At 65.6% G+C, this 19371-nt stretch carries 22 protein-coding genes; 17 read left to right on the top strand and 5 right to left on the bottom strand.

Annotated features, from left to right (window positions below):
- Positions 1-145: 145 nt before the first annotated feature.
- From B9A31_RS26285 to B9A31_RS26205, 17 genes are all read left to right on the top strand, one after another.
- On the top strand, positions 146-679 hold the full coding sequence (locus B9A31_RS26285; RefSeq protein ID WP_016713959.1) for a response regulator: 534 nt from the start codon (positions 146-148) through the stop codon (positions 677-679).
- A 60-nt stretch (positions 680-739) separates the two neighbouring features.
- Entirely contained in the window at positions 740-2413 is a 1674-nt protein-coding gene (locus tag B9A31_RS26280; protein ID WP_027609880.1) for a GspE/PulE family protein, read from the top strand.
- Entirely contained in the window at positions 2397-3176 is a 780-nt protein-coding gene (locus B9A31_RS26275; RefSeq protein ID WP_019097069.1) for a hypothetical protein, read from the top strand. The genes B9A31_RS26280 and B9A31_RS26275 overlap by 17 nt, the downstream gene beginning before the upstream one ends.
- 1 nt (position 3177) lies before the next feature.
- Positions 3178-3720, top strand: coding sequence for a pilus protein (locus tag B9A31_RS26270; RefSeq protein ID WP_019097068.1), 543 nt, complete (start codon positions 3178-3180; stop codon positions 3718-3720).
- Positions 3707-4267, top strand: coding sequence for a type 4a pilus biogenesis protein PilO (pilO, locus tag B9A31_RS26265; RefSeq protein ID WP_019097067.1), 561 nt, complete (start codon positions 3707-3709; stop codon positions 4265-4267). The genes B9A31_RS26270 and pilO overlap by 14 nt, the downstream gene beginning before the upstream one ends.
- The gene (locus B9A31_RS26260) at positions 4267-4776 is read left to right on the top strand and encodes a hypothetical protein (RefSeq protein WP_084297539.1); all 510 of its coding nucleotides are present in this window, start codon (positions 4267-4269) and stop codon (positions 4774-4776) included. The genes pilO and B9A31_RS26260 overlap by 1 nt, the downstream gene beginning before the upstream one ends.
- On the top strand, positions 4773-6638 hold the full coding sequence (locus B9A31_RS26255) for a secretin N-terminal domain-containing protein (RefSeq protein WP_084297538.1): 1866 nt from the start codon (positions 4773-4775) through the stop codon (positions 6636-6638). The genes B9A31_RS26260 and B9A31_RS26255 overlap by 4 nt, the downstream gene beginning before the upstream one ends.
- Positions 6635-7114, top strand: coding sequence for a type II secretion system protein (locus B9A31_RS26250; RefSeq protein ID WP_016713966.1), 480 nt, complete (start codon positions 6635-6637; stop codon positions 7112-7114). The genes B9A31_RS26255 and B9A31_RS26250 overlap by 4 nt, the downstream gene beginning before the upstream one ends.
- A 5-nt stretch (positions 7115-7119) precedes the next feature.
- On the top strand, positions 7120-7494 hold the full coding sequence (locus tag B9A31_RS26245; RefSeq protein ID WP_019097064.1) for a type II secretion system protein: 375 nt from the start codon (positions 7120-7122) through the stop codon (positions 7492-7494).
- Positions 7469-7996, top strand: coding sequence for a type II secretion system protein (locus B9A31_RS26240; protein ID WP_019097063.1), 528 nt, complete (start codon positions 7469-7471; stop codon positions 7994-7996). Before B9A31_RS26245 ends, B9A31_RS26240 begins: the two co-directional genes overlap by 26 nt.
- Entirely contained in the window at positions 7993-8388 is a 396-nt protein-coding gene (gene csgE / locus B9A31_RS26235; RefSeq protein ID WP_019097062.1) for a curli production assembly/transport protein CsgE, read from the top strand. Before B9A31_RS26240 ends, csgE begins: the two co-directional genes overlap by 4 nt.
- Positions 8385-8798: a curli assembly protein CsgF gene (locus B9A31_RS26230; protein WP_016487339.1), complete on the top strand. Its 414-nt coding sequence runs from the start codon at positions 8385-8387 to the stop codon at positions 8796-8798. Before csgE ends, B9A31_RS26230 begins: the two co-directional genes overlap by 4 nt.
- 34 nt (positions 8799-8832) lie before the next feature.
- Positions 8833-9684 (top strand): CsgG/HfaB family protein, encoded by an 852-nt coding sequence (locus B9A31_RS26225; RefSeq protein WP_025754865.1) that lies wholly within the window; start codon positions 8833-8835, stop codon positions 9682-9684.
- Between the two features lie 232 nt (positions 9685-9916).
- On the top strand, positions 9917-11827 hold the full coding sequence (locus tag B9A31_RS26220) for a sigma-54-dependent Fis family transcriptional regulator (protein ID WP_084297537.1): 1911 nt from the start codon (positions 9917-9919) through the stop codon (positions 11825-11827).
- A gap of 3 nt (positions 11828-11830) precedes the next feature.
- Positions 11831-13564: an ABC transporter ATP-binding protein gene (locus tag B9A31_RS26215; RefSeq protein WP_019097060.1), complete on the top strand. Its 1734-nt coding sequence runs from the start codon at positions 11831-11833 to the stop codon at positions 13562-13564.
- Positions 13554-14231, top strand: a complete 678-nt coding sequence (locus B9A31_RS26210) for a subtilisin-like serine protease QhpE (protein WP_084297536.1) — start codon at positions 13554-13556, stop codon at positions 14229-14231. Before B9A31_RS26215 ends, B9A31_RS26210 begins: the two co-directional genes overlap by 11 nt.
- Positions 14224-15516 carry a flavin-dependent monooxygenase QhpG gene (locus B9A31_RS26205; RefSeq protein ID WP_025754862.1) on the top strand — a complete coding sequence of 431 codons (1293 nt, stop codon included), beginning with the start codon at positions 14224-14226 and terminating at the stop codon, positions 15514-15516. The genes B9A31_RS26210 and B9A31_RS26205 overlap by 8 nt, the downstream gene beginning before the upstream one ends.
- 11 nt (positions 15517-15527) lie before the next feature.
- Here B9A31_RS26205 and B9A31_RS26200 read toward each other — a convergent pair whose 3' ends face one another.
- The 5 genes from B9A31_RS26200 to B9A31_RS26180 all read right to left on the bottom strand — a co-directional run bounded on the left by B9A31_RS26200 (position 15528) and on the right by B9A31_RS26180 (position 19312).
- Complete coding sequence (locus tag B9A31_RS26200; protein WP_088537556.1) at positions 15528-15812, bottom strand: DUF7693 family protein; 285 nt, start codon at positions 15810-15812, stop codon at positions 15528-15530.
- Positions 15813-15814: 2 nt separating this feature from the next.
- Positions 15815-16360, bottom strand: coding sequence for a cupin domain-containing protein (locus B9A31_RS26195; protein WP_003248033.1), 546 nt, complete (start codon positions 16358-16360; stop codon positions 15815-15817).
- A gap of 81 nt (positions 16361-16441) precedes the next feature.
- A complete protein-coding gene (locus tag B9A31_RS26190; protein WP_084297535.1) occupies positions 16442-17647 on the bottom strand; it encodes an MFS transporter in 1206 nt (401 codons plus the stop codon).
- Positions 17648-17729: 82 nt separating this feature from the next.
- Positions 17730-18263 (bottom strand): cytochrome b, encoded by a 534-nt coding sequence (locus B9A31_RS26185; RefSeq protein ID WP_019097055.1) that lies wholly within the window; start codon positions 18261-18263, stop codon positions 17730-17732.
- The gene (locus tag B9A31_RS26180; RefSeq protein ID WP_084297534.1) at positions 18260-19312 is read right to left on the bottom strand and encodes a catalase family peroxidase; all 1053 of its coding nucleotides are present in this window, start codon (positions 19310-19312) and stop codon (positions 18260-18262) included. The genes B9A31_RS26185 and B9A31_RS26180 overlap by 4 nt, the downstream gene beginning before the upstream one ends.
- Positions 19313-19371: the final 59 nt, after the last annotated feature.

Genomic DNA, 19371 nt, shown 5'->3' with positions numbered 1-19371 from the left:
TTTCGGGTGTTGGCCGGCACCCTTGGCAAATCAGACACTTACAGCGGTGCAACATGACTATTCACGCCTGGCACGAAGCCTGCTCAAGCCTGTACAAGGGCGCACTTCGCAGACCGGGTAACCGGGCAGTACTTGGGAGTCGACCTTGGTGAACAGAGTATTGGTAGTCGATGACGAACAGACCCTTGCGCAAAACCTGCAAGCGTACCTGCAGGCGCAAGGCCTGGAAGCTCATGTTGCCCACGACGGTGCCAGTGGTATCCAACAGGCTGCAAGCCTGGCACCGCAAGTGATCGTGCTGGATTACCGCTTGCCCGATATGGAGGGTTTTCAGGTTCTGGAGGCCGTACGCAAGAACAGGCAGTGCCACTTCGTGCTGATCACCGCCCACCCCACTGTCGAAGTGCGTGAGCGGGCCGCCGAACTCGGTGTGAGCCATGTCCTGTTCAAGCCGTTCCCATTGGTGGAGCTGGCGCGTGCGATCTTCGACCTGATGGGCATCGAGCGCCGGCGCAGGGCCACGGACAACCCGGCTGAAGGGTTCGTCGAACGACGCCAGAACAGGAACGAATCGTTCCCCCTGCAGTTGTACGATGGAAGCTGGGTGTTGGCCGACCGCCGCCGTAATGGCGCCAAGCCCCCAGGGCCCGACGACGAACAACTGCTCGCAGGGGAATAGCGGCGCCCGCACCCCTGGCCGAGCCAGCCTGCGACGCGCCCCTGAGCGGAGTCGCAGGCCATGCCGCAAGCACATGATGCAACAGTCTCAGCCTACCCCCGCGACCTGCTGGCCCAGGCCCGCCTGCAAGCCAGCGACGAGCGCCTGCTCAACTGCCTGGAACGCATGGCCTGCGACACCCCGGCCACCTTCACCCAGCGCCTCGGCCTGACCCTGCACTACCCGGTGCTGGACAGTCACAGCCTGCTGGCCAGCACCCCGCGCTTCGACAAGGTGGCCCTGGCCCAGTGCCTGAAACGCGAATTCGTGCTGATCGAGCAGGGCGGCCAACTGCTGGGCGTGTTCGCCGACCCCTTCGACCCCGCCCGCCTGGCCTGGATCGACGATGTGCTGCAAGGCGCGCCACTCTACCTGGCCCACGCCGCCGAACTGGCCACCTTCCTGGCCCGCCACGAAGAAAGCTTCCACGCCGTCGATGCCCTCGACCATGACGCCGAGGCCAGCAGCGAAGGCGACCCGCTGCAACGCCTGTCGCTGGCCAGCATCAGCGAAGACCAGAGCCGCGTGGTCAAGCTGGTCAACTCCACCCTGTACGACGCCCTGAAGCTGCACGCCAGCGACATCCACCTGAGCATGACCGGCCAGGGCCTGACCATCAAGTACCGCATCGACGGTGTGCTCAACGGCGCTGGCAAGGCCAGTGGCAGCGCGTTTGCCGACCAGGTGATCTCGCGCATCAAGGTCATGGCCGAACTGGACATCGGTGAAAAGCGCGTCCCCCAGGACGGCCGCTTCAAGGTCGCCGTGGGTGACCGGCAAATCGACTTCCGCGTATCGATCATGCCCAGCATCTTTGGCGAAGACGCCGTGCTGCGGGTGCTCGACAAGCAGGACTTGTCCGACCGGGTCAGCGGCGTGCAGTTGCAGGCCCTGGGCTTTGCCGACGAGACCCTGCGCGCCCTGCGCCGGCTGGCCGCCGAACCCTACGGCATGATCCTGGTCACCGGCCCCACCGGCAGCGGCAAGACCACCACCCTGTACGCCATGATCAGCGAGATCAACCACGGTGTGGACAAGATCATCACCATCGAAGACCCGGTCGAGTACCAGTTGCCCGGCGTGTTGCAGATTCCGGTGAACGAAAAGAAGGGCCTGACCTTCGCCCGTGGCCTGCGCTCGATCCTGCGCCACGACCCGGACAAGATACTGGTGGGTGAAATCCGCGACCCGGACACTGCCCAGATCGCTGTGCAGTCGGCACTCACCGGCCACCTGGTTTTCACCACCATCCACGCCAACAACGTGTTCGATGTGATTGGCCGCTTCAGCCAGATGCAGGTCGACCCCTACAGCTTCGTTTCCGCGCTGAACGCCGTGCTGGCCCAGCGCCTGATCCGCCTGGCCTGCCCGCACTGCGCCACGCCCTGCGAACACGATGACGATACCCTGTATGGCTCGGGCCTGAACCGCGAAGGCGTGGCCGGCTGGAAGTTCGTCCGCGTGCAGGGCTGTGGCCAGTGCCGTGGCAGTGGCTACCGCGGCCGCAGCGCCATCGCCGAACTGCTGCACCTGGACGACGACCTGCGCCAGATGATCGTCGAGCGCCGCCCCCTGTCGCAAATCAAGACACTCGCCTGCCAGCGCGGCCTGCGCCTGCTGCGCGCTTCGGCCCTGGACCTGGTCCGCGATGGCCGCACCACCCTCGAGGAGATCAACCGTGTCACATTCATCTGATCGTTTCTGCGCCGTGCTCGGCGCCGAGGGTGTCGGCTTGGGTTGCTGGCACAAACACCAACACCAGTGGCTGGGCAGCCGCGAGTTCAGCTGCGACGGCGCCCAACCGGCCTGGGAAGCTGCCGTCGACGCATTGGCCGCGCTGCTGGCCGAGCATGCTGTACGTGGCGCTCAACTGCGGGTGCTGCTGTCGGCCCGCTACAGCCGCTTCTGCTTGGTGCCCTGGAGTGACGCCATCGGCCATCCACGCGAGCTGGACGCCTATGCCCGGGCCTGCTTCGAAAACCTCTACGGGCAGCCGCTGGACGACTGGCGCATCGTGTTGTCGCCCGAGCCTGCCGGTGCCGCCCGCATCGCCACGGCGCTGCCTGATGCCCTGCTGCAACGGTTGCAGGGGCTGGGCCGGGAAAGTCGCCTGAGCCTGCGCTCGGTGCAACCGTACCTGATGGCCGCCTACAACCGCTGCTCGTCACAACTGGCGCAGGGTGACTTCCTGTTCGTGCTGGCCGAGCCGCGCCGCAGCGTGCTGCTGCTGGCTGCGGGTGGCGCCTGGCAGCAAGTGCTGGCGCAAGGTTGCGCTGACAGTGACCAAGCCCTGCAAGCGCTGATCGAGCGCACCTGCGAGCTGTATGGCGAGCACCTGCCCCGGGTGTACCTGCATGCCCCAGGCCGGGGCGACGTGCCGCAACTGGCGGCGGTGCAGCTGTGCCAGCCGGCCAGCGAAGCCGACCCGTTGTGCGCCATGTGGCGGGCGGTGGCCTGACATGCGCCGCCTCGAACTGGAATTCCAACCCCGGCGCAGCGGCCCGTTGGCCTGGTCGCTGCTGGCCTTGGGCAGTGCCCTGGTCGCAGGCCTGGTACTGCTTCAGTACACCTTGCAGAACGAGCAGGTCGAGCTGGAAGACAGCGTGCACAGCCTGGAGCTGCAACTGGGGCGCCGCCCGGCCACTGCCGCTGCGCAAAGCACGGCTGCCAGCCGTGAGCAGGCCGAGCGCCTGGCGCAGATGCGCAGTGTGTCGCAGCAATTGCAACGCCCGTGGCAGCAGTTGTTCGCCATGCTCGAAGCCATGCCGCAGGACGATGTCGCACTACTGGGCCTGACCCCGGACGCGCGCAAGGGCCAGGTCCGCATTGCCGCCGAGGCACGCAACCTTGAGGCGATGCTGCAGTACCACCAGCGCCTGGAAGCCAGCGACGAGCTCAGCGATGTGTCGCTGCTCAACCACGAGGTGTTGGCCGCGCAGCCTGAGCACCCGGTGCGCTTCACCCTCACCGCCACCTGGGAGACCGGCCATGCGCGCCCTTGAGCTGAACAGCCTGATCCTCCAGGAGCGTCTGCGTCGCGTTGGCCCGGTCGGCTTGGCGGCGGTGGCGGTAGGCCTGCTGGCCTTGGGCGTGGGGTGCGCCGGGGTGCTGCCGCAGTGGCAGAACGTGCGCGAGCTGCGTGCAACCGAGGCGGATGCCAGCGTACAGGTGGAGCGGGTCAAGCGTGGCGAGCTGAAAATCGCCGTCAAGCCCGAGCAGCAGGCGCTCGACAGCCTGCGCCAGCAGCTGCCGGGCCAGCCCCAGGCCAGCGAGCTGATCGAGCGCCTCTACCACCTGGCCAGTGCCGAGCACATCAGCCTGGCCCGTGGCGAGTATGCCTTGGGCATCGACCCCAAGACCCAGCTGGCGCGCTACCAGATCGTGCTGCCGGTGCGTGGTAGCTACCCGCAGATTCGTGGTTTTCTCAAGGGCCTGCTCAAGCAACTGCCGACCCTGGTGCTGGAAGACCTCGAGCTGCAACGCAAACGTATCGGCGATAGCGAGCTGAATGCCCGCCTGCGCATGACCCTTTATCTGTCGAGGTCGTGATGAACACACTACGTGCAGTCATCTGGGCCGGCTTCCTCGGGGTGAGCGCGGCGTTGGCCTGGGCACCGGGACACTGGTTTGGCCAGGACGACGGCGTCGCGGCCTTCTCGGGTAAACCCGCTCCCACAGGGACTGTGGGCACCGCCGAACCTGTGGGCGCGGCTTTAGCCGCGAAAGGGCCGGAACAGGCCTCCAGAGACCTGTTCCCCAAGCAGCAGTGGACCAAACCCCAGGCCGTGGCCACCGTCACCGAACAACCTGTGGTCGCCGCGCCGGTCGTGGCGGCAGCCCCGACCGCCCCTGAGCTGCCGTTCCAGTTCATCGGCCGCATGGGGACCAACGACGACCTGCAAATCTTTTTGCAGAGCGGCGAAAAACTCTACGTCGTGCGCCAGGGCGACGTGATCGAAGACACCTACCGCCTCGATCGGGTATCGGCCGAAGAGCTGAGCCTGGTCTACCTGCCTTTGCATCAGTCGCAGACTTTGTCTGTAGGGAGCGCACCATGAAGTCGTCAAAGCTGTGCAAGCCTGCTCCGTTCCTGCTTTTGGCGTTGTGCGTGGCCATAGCCGGTTGCGGTTCCAGTGCGGTACGCAAGGACAGCGACCAGTTGATGAAGGAGGGCCAGTACGAAGCCGGCATCGCCCGCCTGGAAGAGGCCTTGCGCGATGACCCGCGCGACACCGAGCTGAACATCGCCTTGGCCCATAGCCGGCAGGCCGCAGTCGAGGCGCTGATCACCCAGGCCGATGCCGACCGTATCCGCCATGACTTTGCCAATGCCCGCATGGGCTACGGTCGGGTGCTGACCCTGGAACCGAACAACCGCCGCGCCCAGGAAGGCATCCGCCAGCTGGAGCTGATCCGCACCCTCGACGAGCGCGTGGCCTTGGGCCAGGCGGCGTTGCGCCAGGGCGACCTGTTTGGCGCCGAGCGCTACATGCGTGAAGTGCTGCGCCTGGACCCGCAAAACCAGAAGGGCATTACCCTGCGCAGCGACATCGAGAACGTCCAGGCGCGCACCGCACAGCCGTACCCGCAGCTGCGCAGCAAGCTGGAGCGGCCGGTCACCCTGGAATTTCGCGATGCCAACCTGAAGACCATCTTCGAAGTGCTGTCCCAGGTCGCTGGCATCAACTTCATCTTCGACAAGGACATGCGCCCGGACATGAAGGCCACCATCTTCGTGCGTGAGGTGCGCATCGAGGATGCCGTGGCGCTGCTGCTGGAGCAGAACCAGCTGCGCCAGAAGATCGTCAACGACAACACCGTGATGGTGTACCCCGACTCGCCGCAAAAGACCAAGGACTACCAGGAACTGGTCATGCGCACCTTCTACCTGACCAGTATCGATGCCAACACCGCGCTGAACATGGTCAAGACCATGCTCAAGACCCGCGACGTGTTCGTTGACGAGCGCCTCAACACCCTGACCATGCGCGACACCCCGGACGCCGTGCGCATGGCCGAGAAGCTGCTGCAGTCGCAGGACCAGTCCAACCCCGAGGTGGTGCTGGAAGTGGAGGTGATGGAAGTGGCCACCTCGCGCATCCTCGACCTCGGCCTGCAATGGCCCAATACCTTCGGCGTGTTGAGCAACGATGGCAAGCCGGTGAGCGTGCTCGACCAGTTGCGTGGCATCGATTCCAGCCGCATCAGCATTTCGCCGGCGCCGCAGGCCAAGATCAACGCCCAGGACAAGGACATCAACACCCTGGCCAGCCCGGTGATCCGCGTCAGCAACCGCGAGCAGGCACGTATCCACATTGGCCAGCGCGTACCGATCATCAGCGCCACCTCGGTACCGTCCACTCAGGGCCCGGTGATCACCGAAAGCGTCACCTACCTGGACGTCGGCCTGAAGCTCGAAGTACAGCCCACCGTGCACCTGAACAACGAGGTGGCGATCAAGGTGGCGCTGGAAGTGAGCAACGCTACCCCGCTGGAGGCCACCCGCCAAGGCACCATCCCGGTCCAGGTCGACACCCGTAACGCCCAGACCAGCCTGCGCCTGCACGATGGCGAGACCCAGGTACTGGCCGGCCTGGTGCGCAACGACCACAACGCCAGCGGCAACAAGATCCCGGGGCTCGGCGATATCCCGGGCCTGGGCCGGCTGTTCGGCAGCAACAAGGACGACATGAGCAAAAGCGAGCTGGTGCTGGCCATTACCCCCCGCATCGTGCGCAACCTGCCCTACCAGAGCCCGTCGGACATGGAATTTTCCACCGGTACCGAGTCGGCCATGCAGGTACGCCAGATGGCACCGCTGCCACCCATGGACGTACCCGGCAATGCGCCGACCACCGACGCGCCAGTGGTGGACAGCCAGATGGCGGTCGTCCCGGCCAACGGGAGCCCACGCCCATGAAAGCGCAGCGCCGCATGCAGGGTTTCAGCCTGATCGAGGTGGTGCTGACCCTGGCACTGCTCGGGCTGCTGGCCAGCATGGCCGCGCCGCTGACCGAAACCGTGGTGCGCCGCGGCAAGGAGCAGCAACTGCGTGAAGCGCTGTACCAGATTCGCGATGCCATCGACGCGTACAAGCGGGCTTTTGACGCGGGCTACATCGAGAAGCGCCTGGACGCCAGTGGTTACCCGCCAAACCTGCAGGTGCTGGTTGACGGCGTGCGTGACGTGCGCAGTGCCAAGGGCGCGAAGTTCTACTTCCTGCGGCGCATCCCGCACGACCCGCTGGTGGCGGCCAAGGACAGGGACGAAGGCGCTTGGGGGCTGCGCGCATACGACAGCAGCCCCGACAACCCCCGCGAAGGCGAAGATGTGTTCGATGTGTACTCCAAGGCCCGCGGCAAAGGCCTCAACAACATCCCTTACGGGCAATGGTGACAGCCATGAAACGCAGCAAAGGCTTCACCCTGATCGAGCTGCTGGTGGTGATGGCAATCATCGCCACGCTGCTGACCATCGCCATGCCGCGCTACTTCAACAGCCTGGAAAGCTCCCGCGAGGCCACCCTGCGCCAGAGCCTGGCGGTGCTGCGCGAGGCGCTGGACCACTACTACGGCGACACCGGCCATTACCCGGATTCGCTGGAGCAGTTGGTAGAACAGCGCTACCTGCGCAACACCCCGGTCGACCCGATCACCGAGCGCAGCGACGCCTGGCAGCTGGTGCCACCGCCTGAAGGCGTGGCTGGCGGCGTGGGCGATATCAAGAGCGGTGCCACAGGGAGGGCGCGCGATGGCAGCCTCTTCGCTGAATGGTAAGGCCAACGGCGGCTTTACCTACCTGGGCGTGCTCTTGCTGATTGCAGTCAGCAGCGTGGCCTTGGCCGCCACCGGCACGCTCTGGGCCAGCGCCGCCCAGCGCGACCGTGAACGCCAACTGCTGTGGGTGGGCAGCCAGTACGCCCAGGCCCTGCGCAGCTACTACCGCGCCTCGCCGGGCCTGGCCCAGTACCCGCAAGACCTGGTCGACTTGCTGCAGGACAACCGCTTTCCGCAGGCCAAGCGGCACATTCGCAGGCTGTACCCCGACCCCATTACCAACAGCGACGAGTGGGGCCTGCTGCGCTCGATCGACGGCCGCATCACGGGAGTGCACAGCCGCTCGGACGCCACCCCGTTCAAGCGCAGTGGCTTCAGCGCCGAGTGGACCGGTTTCGAAGGGCTGGAACACTACAGCGACTGGCAGTTCGTCGCCGAGCAGGCCTTCAGCGAAGGCGCCGATGGTGTGCAAACCCACAGCGGCCCGGGAGACACGCCATGAATACCCTGGCCGCACTCTGCCTGAGCATGCTGCTGGTGTTGGCCACTTCGGCCAAGGCCTCGAGCGAGGACGAGATGCAGGGCTTCATCGTCGACAACACCATCTCGCACATCGGCCACGACTTTTACTACTACTTCGCCGACCGCCTGCGGGCCACCAGCCGCCTGGACTTCAACCTGGTGGTACGCGAACGCCCGGATGCGCGCTGGGGCAGCCTGGTCACCGTGGAGTTCGAACGTGAGGTCATGTACCGCCGCTTCCTGCCCCCGAACACCACCGAGCTCAAAGACGAGGCCGTTGCAGCCGCCGACCTGGTCAAGCAGCAGATCATTCAACGCAAGCTGCAACGCCTGCTACAGGACACCACCGACTTGGAGAGGGACGAGCTATGAACCACCGCATACCCCGCTGCATCGCCGCCTGCCTGCTGGCCAGCGCCTGTGCTGCCCAGGCCACCGAGCTGGTGTACACCCCAGTCAACCCGGCCTTTGGCGGTAACCCGCTCAACGGCACCTGGCTGCTGAACAACGCCCAGGCGCAGAACGACTACGACGACCCCGACCTCAAGGACCGTGCCTCGGCCTTTACCGGCACCACGGCCCTGGAGCGTTTCAGCAACCAGCTGGAGTCGCGGATGTTGTCGCAGTTGCTGGACAACATCAGCAATGGCAGCACCGGCAGCATGGCGACCGATGCGTTTCTCATCGACGTCATCGACGATTCCGGGGCCTTGAGTATCAAGGTCACCGATCGCGCCACAGGAGAAATTTCGATCATTGAGGTCAGCGGCCTGAACCCCTGAGAGGGAAGGGCTTTTATGTTGGGGAGAGAACACCATGAAACGTCTGCTGAGCACGCTGCTGATCCTCACCGCCCTGGGCCTGCAAAGTGGTTGCAGCCTGCGCGAACCGATGTCGGCTGAACAGGACTCGGAAACCCCGACCCTGACGCCGCGCGCCTCGACCTACTACGACCTGATCAACATGCCACGGCCCAAAGGCCGGCTGATGGCCGTGGTGTACGGCTTCCGCGACCAGACCGGCCAGTACAAGCCCACCCCGGCCAGCTCGTTCTCCACCAGTGTCACCCAGGGCGCAGCCAGCATGCTGATGGACGCCCTGAGCGCCAGCGGCTGGTTCGTGGTGCTGGAGCGTGAAGGGCTGCAGAACCTGCTGACCGAGCGCAAGATCATCCGTGCTTCGCAGAAAAAACCGGATGTACCGGAAAACATCATGGGCGAGCTGCCACCGCTGCAGGCCGCCAACCTGATGCTGGAGGGCGGCATCATCGCCTACGACACCAACGTGCGCAGCGGCGGCGAGGGCGCCCGCTACCTGGGGATAGACATCTCACGCGAATACCGGGTGGACCAGGTAACCGTCAACCTGCGTGCGGTGGACGTGCGCACCGGGCAGGTGCTGGCCAATGTGATGACCAGCAAGACCATCTACTCGGTTGGCCGCAGTGCCGGGGTGTTCAAGTTCATCGAGTTCAAGAAGCTGCTGGAGGCCGAGGTGGGGTACACCACCAACGAACCGGCGCAGCTGTGCGTGCTGTCGGCGATCGAGGCGGCGGTGGGGCATTTGCTGGCACAGGGGATCGAGCGGCGGTTGTGGCAGGTGGCGGGGGATGTGGGGGAGGGTAAGGCGACGGTGGACAAGTACCTGAGCCAGAATCAGCAGCCGTGATCGGGTTTGGAGGCCTCTTCGCGGGTAAACCCGCTCCTACTGAGCGGGTTTACCCGCGAAGAGGCCGGTGCAGGCAACGTAATAGCCCACGCGGCTTCATCCCTTTACGTAAACGTCACCATATGCCACCTTCTACCGCAGCCTGATGACGGCCAGGGATTTCTCCCGCACACTGCGGAAAATTCCCAAGCCCGTTCCCCGCCACCTTCGCGGGGTACAGCCGGAGTAGAAAATGGCGCGACAACTCATAACAAACGCCCAAGACCCGCTGCACGAATCCCGACAGGCACGCCTGAAGCTGGCCAGCGAGGGCGAGCTGCCGCTGGGTATGCTGCGCGACGAGATTGACGCGTCCTGGCGCCGCAGCCTGGGCCATGGCCTGGATTGCCTGCAAGGCGAGCAAGTCGGCCTGGGCCTGGAGCAGGGCCATGACCTGCGCATGCTGCTGGAGCGCAACCGGTTGCTGGTCGACGCTGTTACCCCCGAACTGGACTACCTGGTCGCACGCCAGGGCAAGTCTGGCATCGTCATCCTTGGCGATGCCAAGGCCAATGTGCTGGCCATCGAAGGCCAGACCCACGTGCTCGGCCGCGAGGGCCTGCGTGATCTGCACCCGGGCAGTTGCTGGAGCGAATCGCTGCGTGGCACCAATGCCATCGGCACGGCCGTGGTTGAAGGCCGGCCAACGCTGATCAACTGCGGCGAGCACTACCTCGACCGCCTGAGCCCGTTCTCCTGCACATCGGTGCCCCTGCGCGACCCGCGTGGCGAGGTGATCGGTGTGCTCGACATCACCCGCGAAGGGGTAATGGCGCAGCCACAGGACAGCCTGACAACGCTGATGCTGGCCGCCGGCAACATCGAAAGCCGCATGTTCGGTCTGTGCCACCCCGAGCAACTGGTGCTGGCCTTCCACAGTCGCCCGCAATACCTCAACAGCGCCTGGCACGGCCTGCTGGCACTGAGCCTGGACGGTGAAGTACTGGCAGCCAACGACAGTGCCTGCCAGCTGTTGCAGGTGCCACGCCATGAACTGATCGGCCGGCGCAGCGCAGACCTGCTGGGCGAGCGTTCACCTGCGTTTATTGCACGCCTGTGGCAGGGCGGGGTGAGCAGTGTGCAGACGGCCAAGGGCGAGTTCTACTTCCGCGCCTTGCAGCTGCCACGGCATGGCCGGGTCAATGGCAGCGCGCCTGCAAGCAAACCGACGCTGGGCAAGCAGTCGCCCGCACTCGACGCATTGGCGGGTGGCGACCCGCGCCTGGCGCGCAACCTGCGCATGGCCCGACAGGGGCTGGGCAATGGCCTGCCAGTGCTGCTGCTGGGCGAGACCGGTACCGGCAAGGAAGTGGTCGCCCGGGCCTTGCACCAGGCCAGCCCGCGCGCCGACAAACCGTTTGTGGCCGTCAACTGCGCAGCCATCCCCGAAGGCTTGATCGAGTCAGAACTGTTCGGCTACCGCGAGGGCGCCTTCACCGGTTCCCGCCGTGGCGGCATGGTCGGGCGGTTGATGCAGGCCCATGGCGGGACGCTGTTCCTGGACGAAATCGGCGACATGCCGCTGGCCTTGCAAGCGCGCCTGTTACGGGTATTGCAGGAGCGCCGGGTGGCGCCGTTGGGGGCGGGCGACGAACAGGACATCGATGTGGCGCTGATCTGCGCCACTCACCGTGATCTCAAGCGCCTGGTACAAGAGCAACACTTCCGCGAAGACCTGTACTACCGGGTTAACGGCGTGTCGCTGCGCTTACCGGCCCTGCGCGAGCGGGATGACCTGGCCGCGATCATTCAGGGGTTGCTGGACAAGTCCGATGCCCGTGGCGTTACGCTGGACCCGGCATTGGCTGCCTTGCTGGAAGGCTTCGACTGGCCGGGCAACATCCGCCAGCTGGAGATGGTGGTGCGCACGGCGTTGGCCATGCGCGAGAACGGCGAGCAGGTACTGACCCTGGATCACCTTACCGATTGCCTGCTGGACGAACTGGCCAGCAGCACCGCGCCCTCTGGTAGCCTCAAGGACAACGAGCTGGAGCAGATCCGCAGCGCGCTGGCGCGCCACCAAGGCAACGTTTCGGCTGCGGCCGAGGCGCTGGGGATCAGCCGGGCGACGCTGTACCGCAAGCTCAAACAGTTGCGCGGCTGAACCATGGGCCCCCTGTTCGCAAGGCTGGTGGAGTCCAGCGACCCTGTACTCATGCGCCAGGCATTGGCCTGGCTGTATGGTTTCGTGCGCCCGCACCGGCGCGCCATCGGCCTGTTGCTGGGCCTGTCGCTGGGCGCCTCGCTGCTGGCGTTGGCGCAGCCCTGGCTGGTCAAGACGCTGATCGACGAGGGGCTGCTGGCCAAGAATTACCAGACCCTCTGGCACATGGCGGCGATCATGATCGGCGCAGGCCTGCTGGGCACGGTGCTGGCCGGGGTCAACCGCTACCTGCACACGCGCCTGTCGGGGCGCATTCTGTTCGCCCTGCGCGATGACCTTTACCGCCACCTGCAACAATTGTCGCCAACGTTCTACGGGCGGCGGCGCATGGGCGACATTCTTTCGCGGCTGGACGGCGACGTGGCGGAGATCCAGCGCTTTGCCGTGGACTCACTGTTCTCGGCGGTGTCGGCGGTAATCGGCCTGGTGGGCGCGGTGGCGCTGATGCTGATGCTGTCGTGGCAACTGTCGTTGCTGTTGGCGCTGTTGGTACCGATCGAAGTGCTGTGGCTGCGCTGGATGCGGCGCAAGGTGGAGCGCGAAGTGCGCAACCTGCGTGAGCGTTCGGCGGATGTGTCGTCGTTCCTGGTCGAGACCTTGCCGGCGATGAAGTTCATTCAGGCGTCCGGGCAGCAAGGCCGCGAGGCAGGGCGCCTGGACCAGCTTGGGCAAGGCTACATGCGCCAGTTGCTGAACGTGCAGGTGACCGAGTTCTTCACCCAGGCCATCCCCGGTACGCTCACCTCCTGGTGCCGCGCTTGTGCGTTCCTGGTCGGCGGCTGGTGGGTGATCCAGGGTACTTGGCAGTTGGGCGCGCTGATCGCTTTTTCCACCTACATGGGCATGGCAGTAGGGCCGGTGCAGAGCCTGCTGGGCCTGTACGTAGCGGTCCAGCGCATGGCCGTGAGCCTGGGGCGGGTGATGGAACTGAAGCAGGAGGTTGTGGCCGTGCGCCCGGCGAGCAACCCGAAACCGATGCCCGATGGCCCCGGTGAGCTGCGCCTTGAAGGCCTGAATTTTGCTCATGAAGGGCGCCAAGGTGCGGTATTGAAGAACGTGCAGGTGTGTGTGCCGGGCGGGCTGAAGGTGGCCATCAGCGGTGCCTCGGGGGTGGGGAAGTCGACCCTGATCGACCTGTTGCAGCGCTTCTACGACCCGGACGCCGGGCGTATCCTGCTGGATGGGACTGACCTGCGTGACCTGGACCTGGCCGCGCTGCGCCGGCGCATTGCGGTGGTCAGCCAGGACATCGTGCTGTTCCGTGGCACCTTGGCGCAGAACCTGGCCTACGGCGTACCTGAAGCCAGCCGTGCAGAGCTGGAACGGGTCGTGCGCCTGGCGCGGCTGGACAGCCTGGTCGAAAGCCTGCCACTGGGCTTGGACGGCCTGCTGGGCGAACGTGGCCAGCAGTTGTCCGGCGGGCAGAAACAACGCATCGCCATCGCCCGCGCAGTGTTGCAGGCCCCGGCGATATTGGTACTGGACGAAGCAACGTCAGCAGTGGACGAAGCCACCGAGCGCGAAGTGATCGCGGCCATCGACCAGCTTTTCGCTGGCCGCACGCGCATCCTGATCAGCCACCGAGCTTCGACACTGGCCGATGCCGACCTGCACTTGCAACTGCATGATGGCCAGTTGCAAGTGCTGGCGCAGGAGGCAATCAAACATGGGCACTGACGTGCGTGTTGGCATCATCGACAGCGGCTGCTCCCCGGAGCAGGCCAACGGTTTGCTGGCTGCGCGCCGTTTCTGGCTGGAAGACGGCCAGTTGCGTGAAGGAGAGGTGCTGCCCGACCAGTTGGGGCATGGCAGCGCGGTGCTTGCCGGTGTGCAGCGTGAGGCTGGGCCGGTGCCGCTGTTGGTGGCCCAGGTGTTCAGTGCCCAGGCCAGTACCAGTGCCTTGCAGGTGGCGGCCGCGCTGCTGTGGCTGGTGGAGTCGGGGGCTACCTTGGTCAACCTTAGCCTTGGCCTGCAGCAGGACCGCCCTGTGCTGCACCAGGCTTGCGCCGAAGCGTTGGCAGCGGGTGTGCTGTTGTGCGCATCCAGCCCGGCGCAAGGCGGGGCGGTGTATCCGGCCAGCTACAGCGGGGTGATTCGGGTGACCGGCGATGCCCGCTGCGCTCCGGGCGAGTGGTCGTGGCTGGGTACCCGGCAGGCGGACTTTGGCGGTTACGTGGGCATGGGCGGCAGGGCGGGCGCGAGCCTGGGCTGCGCGGCCTTGAGCGGGAGGATTGCAGCGTTGTTGCGTGACGAACCGGGCATGGATCGCCAGCAGGTTTATGACAGGCTGCGCAGCAATGCGGCGTATACCGGCCCCGAGCGACGAGGTGTTGGCCATGCCTGAACCGCGGATTGTGGTGCTGGGTGCTGGCCCAGCGGGTGCTGCCACGGCCATCGGCCTGCGCCGGCTGGGCTACTCAGTGACGGTGGTGTCGGAGTGGCGCCGTTTCGCGGCAGTTGAAGGGGTTTCGCAGCGGGTGCTGGAGGGCTTGCGCCATGCAGGCCTTGGCGGGGCCTTGAGCCGGGCGGCCATGCCGGCTACCCGGCAGGTGCACTGGAATGGCCAGCACCTGCAAATGAACCAGGAGTTCTTGCTGGATCGACAGCGTTTTGACCGGGCGCTACGCGACGACCTTCAGCGTGCCGGCGTGAGTGTGGTCGAAGGGCGGGTGCGCGAGGTTGTGCACGAGGGCAGTCATCACGTACGCCTGGATGATGGGCAGGTGCTGATGGCTGACTTCCTCGTCGAAGCCCGAGGCCGTCAGGCACCACTGGCACCGGACCGGCTGCGTGGACCGGAAACGGTCAGCCTGCTCAATGTGTGGCAGGGTAGCCCGGGGGCGCCTGCGTCGGCGGTGGAAAGCCTGGAGGATGGCTGGGCGTGGATGGCGCGGTTGGAGGATGGCCGCTGTTACTGGCAAGTCACCCTTGACGCGGCCGGGCTGCCGGGCAAGGCTGCCTTGGGGGATTACTGCGTGGCGCGGCGAGCCTGCAGCGCGCTGGTTGCCGAGTTGTTCGATGCCCGGGCGCGGGTTCCGGCACAGGTGCATGCACGCAGCAGCACTGCAATTCTGGCCGGCGAATGTGTCGGGCAGGACTGGATTCGGGTCGGCGATGCGGCGATGGCCGTTGACCCGCTGTCGGGGAACGGGATTTTCCAGTCACTGTCTTCGGCGTTACAGGCGCCGGTCGTGATCAACACCTTGTTGCGCAAACCCGAGCGGGCTGCATTGGCGCGGCAGTTTCACCAGCAGCGGGTCGAGCAGCTGTTCTTGCGCTTTGCCCGGATCGGGCGGGATTTCTATGGGCAGGAGCAGGGGCGTGCAGGGCAGCCGTTCTGGGCTCGGCGGCAAGGTTGGCCGGATGCGCAGCCGTTGCATGCGCCTGCAGATTGGAGCGCAGTGCGGGTCGAGCGGCGGCCTGTATTGCGTGACGGGTGGGTGGATGAGGCTGAGGTGGTAGTGACGGCGGATCAGCCGTTGGGGGTTTGGCATTTGCAGGGGGTGGAGTTGGCGCCTATCGTGCAGAGGCTACATGGCGGGCAAGCACTTGAGGTAGTGTTGCCAGGTCTTCTGGATGAACAGCGAGTGATGGTGCGGCACTGGCTGCGAGAGCAAGGTTTTGCGTGAGATCGCCGGCCCTATTGCAGGCAAGTCAGCTCCCGGAGGCTGAGCAGGTCGACCAGGTTGGTGCCGTAGCGCTGCCAATCTTCTAGCCCGGATTGCTGGCCGCCCGGGGTATGGCAGTGGACGCAGTGTGCAAGGCCTTCGGCATCCAGGGCCAACATCAATCGCCAACCTTGAATGCTCACATCGACCAGGCTATCAGCGTGGCGTGCACACACTTCAAGTGTGTGCACGCCCAAGGCTGCGTTGCGCAGGCATTGATAAATGTCGCGCGTGTTCAGCGAGGCCCGTTGCGGCAAGGTCAGAAATTCGCCGGGGTGTTTGCGCTGATGATCTCGGCCTCGTCCGGGCCAATGTTCTTGAAACTGTGCGGCAGGGTAGTGGGAATGTAGTAGCCATCGCCCGAGTTGAGGACGCTGACCTGGCCATCGACCCACAGCTCCACGGTGCCACGAGTGACCAGGCCACATTCTTCGCCCTCGGCATGCACGATCGGCTCGCCCGAGTCGGCGCCGGGGGCATACAGTTCGCGCAGCATGCGCATCTGTCGGCCTTCGACACTTGCACCGACCAGCAACATGCGCAGGCCGTTGCGGCCCAGGTCGGGCTGTTCGCCACCCCGGAACACGTAGCGCTCTTCACGCACCGGCTCGTCAAAGCTGAAAAACTCCGCCAGGCTCATGGGAATGCCTTCAAGCAGTTTTTTCAGGGAGCTGACCGAAGGGCTGACGCGATTCTGCTCGATCTGCGAGATCGTCGAATTGGTCAGCCCGCTGCGACGGGCCAGTTCCCGTTGGGAGAGGTTGTTGCGTTCACGCACCAGTTTGAGTCGCGTCCCCGTGTCCATAGCCGCCTTGTAATCAGAGGTGTCAATAATAATGAGCGATGCGCATTAAAACACACTCTGCTCGCTTGCGCGCTGTGCTTGTCAAAGCCGCTGTTCACGCGGCATCGGCCACAACCCGACCAGCAACAACAGCACGGCCACGGCCAGGAATGGCAAGCGCGGATCGAGCGCATACACCAAGGTACCGGCCAGCGGCCCGATCACGGCGCCCATGCCTTGTGCCGCGCCAATGGAGCCGGCTGTAGCACCTTGTTCAGACGCCTGCATGGCATTGGCCGCCAGCGCTGAGAACGACGGGAAGACAAAGCCCATGCCGGCTGCCGCGACGAAGTAGCACGCCCATAGCCAAGGTGCGGTAGCCGCGAGCGAGCCGCAGGCAAAGCCTATGGCCGAAACCGTGGCGCCTACCCGGATCATTTTCAGCGGCGGCCATTCCAGCTTGCGCAGCAGTATCTGCGACAGCATCAGCGCCACGCCTACGGTAGTCAGCGCGATGCCGGCGGCCTGGGCCGCTTCTGCCGGGACCAGGTGCAGGCGGTCGAGGGCGAAGAAACCGACGACGATCTGCGACACGGTGACACTGAGCATGGCGCTGAACGCCACCAGCAAGGGCCGGCGCAGGCGCGGGTCGCCTAACCGCACCGGGCTGGGGGCGTGGCTGTGGGGCAGGGCCTGCGGCTTGAGGGCGAACAGCAGCACAAGGAAGGCGCTGGCCGGCAGCAGTGACATGATATGGAATGGCAGGCTAAGGCTATGCCGCGCCAGTAGCGCAGCCAGCGCTGGCCCCACCACCAGGCCGACGGCGTTGGCCGCCCCTAGCGAGGCCATGGCGCGCGCGCGCCGCTGCGGCTCGACATGGTCGGCGATCAGTGCGTTGCAGCCTACCGGGATGGCGGCATAGAAAGCGCCGATACAGCCGCGCGCGACCATCAGGCCGAAGAAGGCCAGGGTTGCCCCCGGCATGAAGCGCAGTGCGCCTTCGACGAACAGGCACAACAGCCAGTACGCCAGGGTGAACCCGGCAGTGCCCAGCAACAGAATGCGCCGGCGGCCCAGGCGGTCTGAAGCCCGGCCCCAGGGCCGGGCCAGCAGCACCCAGACCACGCCGGCCACCGTTACGGCGGCGCCGGCCTGCCAGGTGGCCATGCCGAGTTGGCGGGCGATCGGGCCGATCAGGGCGACGAAGGCCATCATCGACATGGTACAGGCCATGTTGGCCAGCAGCAGTGGACGCAAGTCCAGCGTGCTGGCAGGTAGAAAGGTTGCAGAATCCTTTGCGACGTTCATGGGTAGTCCAGGGTAGTGCGGCAAGTGAAGCCGATCTTATTAAGAACGGTTATCGTTTGTCGAACCCCTGGGCTGCTGCCGGTCAGTCGCTGCGACGCAGGGGGCCAGGCCACATGCTACGCAACACGCCGTCGCGGCGCACCCATGCGTGCATCAAAGCCGCCGCCACATGCACCAGCACCGTGGCGAACAGCAGGTAGCCAGCCCAGCCATGGGCCTGGCGCAGCACGGCATACAACTGCAGGTTGTGCGGGGCGATGGCGGGCAAGCCCAACGGGCGAGGGTAGTCGCCGGCCGACAGCATGGCCCAGCCCAGCAACGGCATGGCCAGCATCAGGGCATAGAGCAACAGGTGCGAGGCCCCGGCGGCCCGGCGCTGCAGTGTCGGCAGCGCCTGCGGCAGCGGCGGGTGAGGCACGGCCAGGCGTACAGCGATGCGCAGCACGACCAGTACCAGCAGGGCCAGGCCGGTGGCCTTGTGCAGGCTGATCAGTACGGGGTGGTGCGGTGACAGGTCGGCGACCATGCTTACGCCGATGAACAACATGGCCAGGATCAGCACGGCCATCAACCAGTGCAGCAAACGGGCGAACGGGTGGAAGGCTTTGGGTCTCATGGCTGGGCTCCGGTGCTGAGCGATTCACGGCTGCGGCGATTGAACGATTCCGAATAGGCGGCGGAGCGGGCGGCGAGAATCGGGTCGCCTGACGCCTCGATGCCGTGCGGCAAAATCAGCGGGTCGAAGTTGAGATCACGGCAGGCCCCTTGTTCCGGGGCATCGACGTGCTCCAGCACCAGGGTGCCGGCGTCTACGCTGCGCCGCTCGGTGGGCCAGGGGCGGGCAGGATCGTCCACTGCATCGCCCGGGTCGGCCAGCACCAGGCGCAGCGTCCAGCGCAGCGGGGCTTGCGCCAAGCGCTGCTGCAGGTCGTGTTGCAGGAACTGCTTGTCATCTACTTGGGCAGGCAACGCGGCAAACGCGGCTTGTGGCTCGAGCTGCCAGCGCACCGGGTGGGCCACCCCGGCCGAGTCGATCAGGCGGAAGGCATTGATGCTGTGGTATTGCGTGTTGGCGAAGCTGTCGCTGGGCTTGTAGCTGGCCGCCCATCGGCGAAACGCCGCGCTTTCCGGGTGGGCAGCGAAGAACGCCTGTAGCCTGGCGGGGTCCGGCTTGTGGGTGGTCGGGTCTGGTGCGCTTGCCAGCACTTGCTCGTAGAACGCTTGTGGGGTGCTGACCGCCAGCACTGGCGGGTTATTCATGCCGGTGCGCCAGACCTGGCCGTCGTCGGTGCTCAGCTGAATCGCCAGGCTACGTACCGGAATGCCGGTGTCCGGGGCAAACGGATTGGCGCCGCCGATGGCGAAACGGCCGATCACCGGCACCCGGGACTGACTGAATGCTCGCGCCGTGGACAGCTTGGCGGCTTGCCCGCTGGCCTGGAAGTAGCCGCTGACGCACAGGCCTTTTGCGTGGTTCTTGCGGTAGCCTGGGTAATGCCCGGCCTGGGCTTCGAAGGTGTCGATGATGCGCTGCGGCGTCAGCCGGCTTTCGCCGAGCCAGCCGGCGGCATAGGCAAAGCCGGCGCCTGTGGCCAGCATCACGGCGCCGATGGCAGCCAGGCGCAACGCTTTGGCCGGGCCGTGCAAGGGTGAGTTCATGGTCATCGTCCGGTTGGGGGAATGTGCCGGTACGACGGCTCAGGGAAAAACTTATTCCATCGGCG

The organism is Pseudomonas sp. URIL14HWK12:I5 (assembly GCF_900176445.1).
GTDB classification, from domain to species: domain Bacteria; phylum Pseudomonadota; class Gammaproteobacteria; order Pseudomonadales; family Pseudomonadaceae; genus Aquipseudomonas; species Aquipseudomonas monteilii.
The sequence above is the reverse complement of the archived record's forward strand: the minus strand, read 5'-3'. Positions and strand labels throughout refer to the sequence as shown.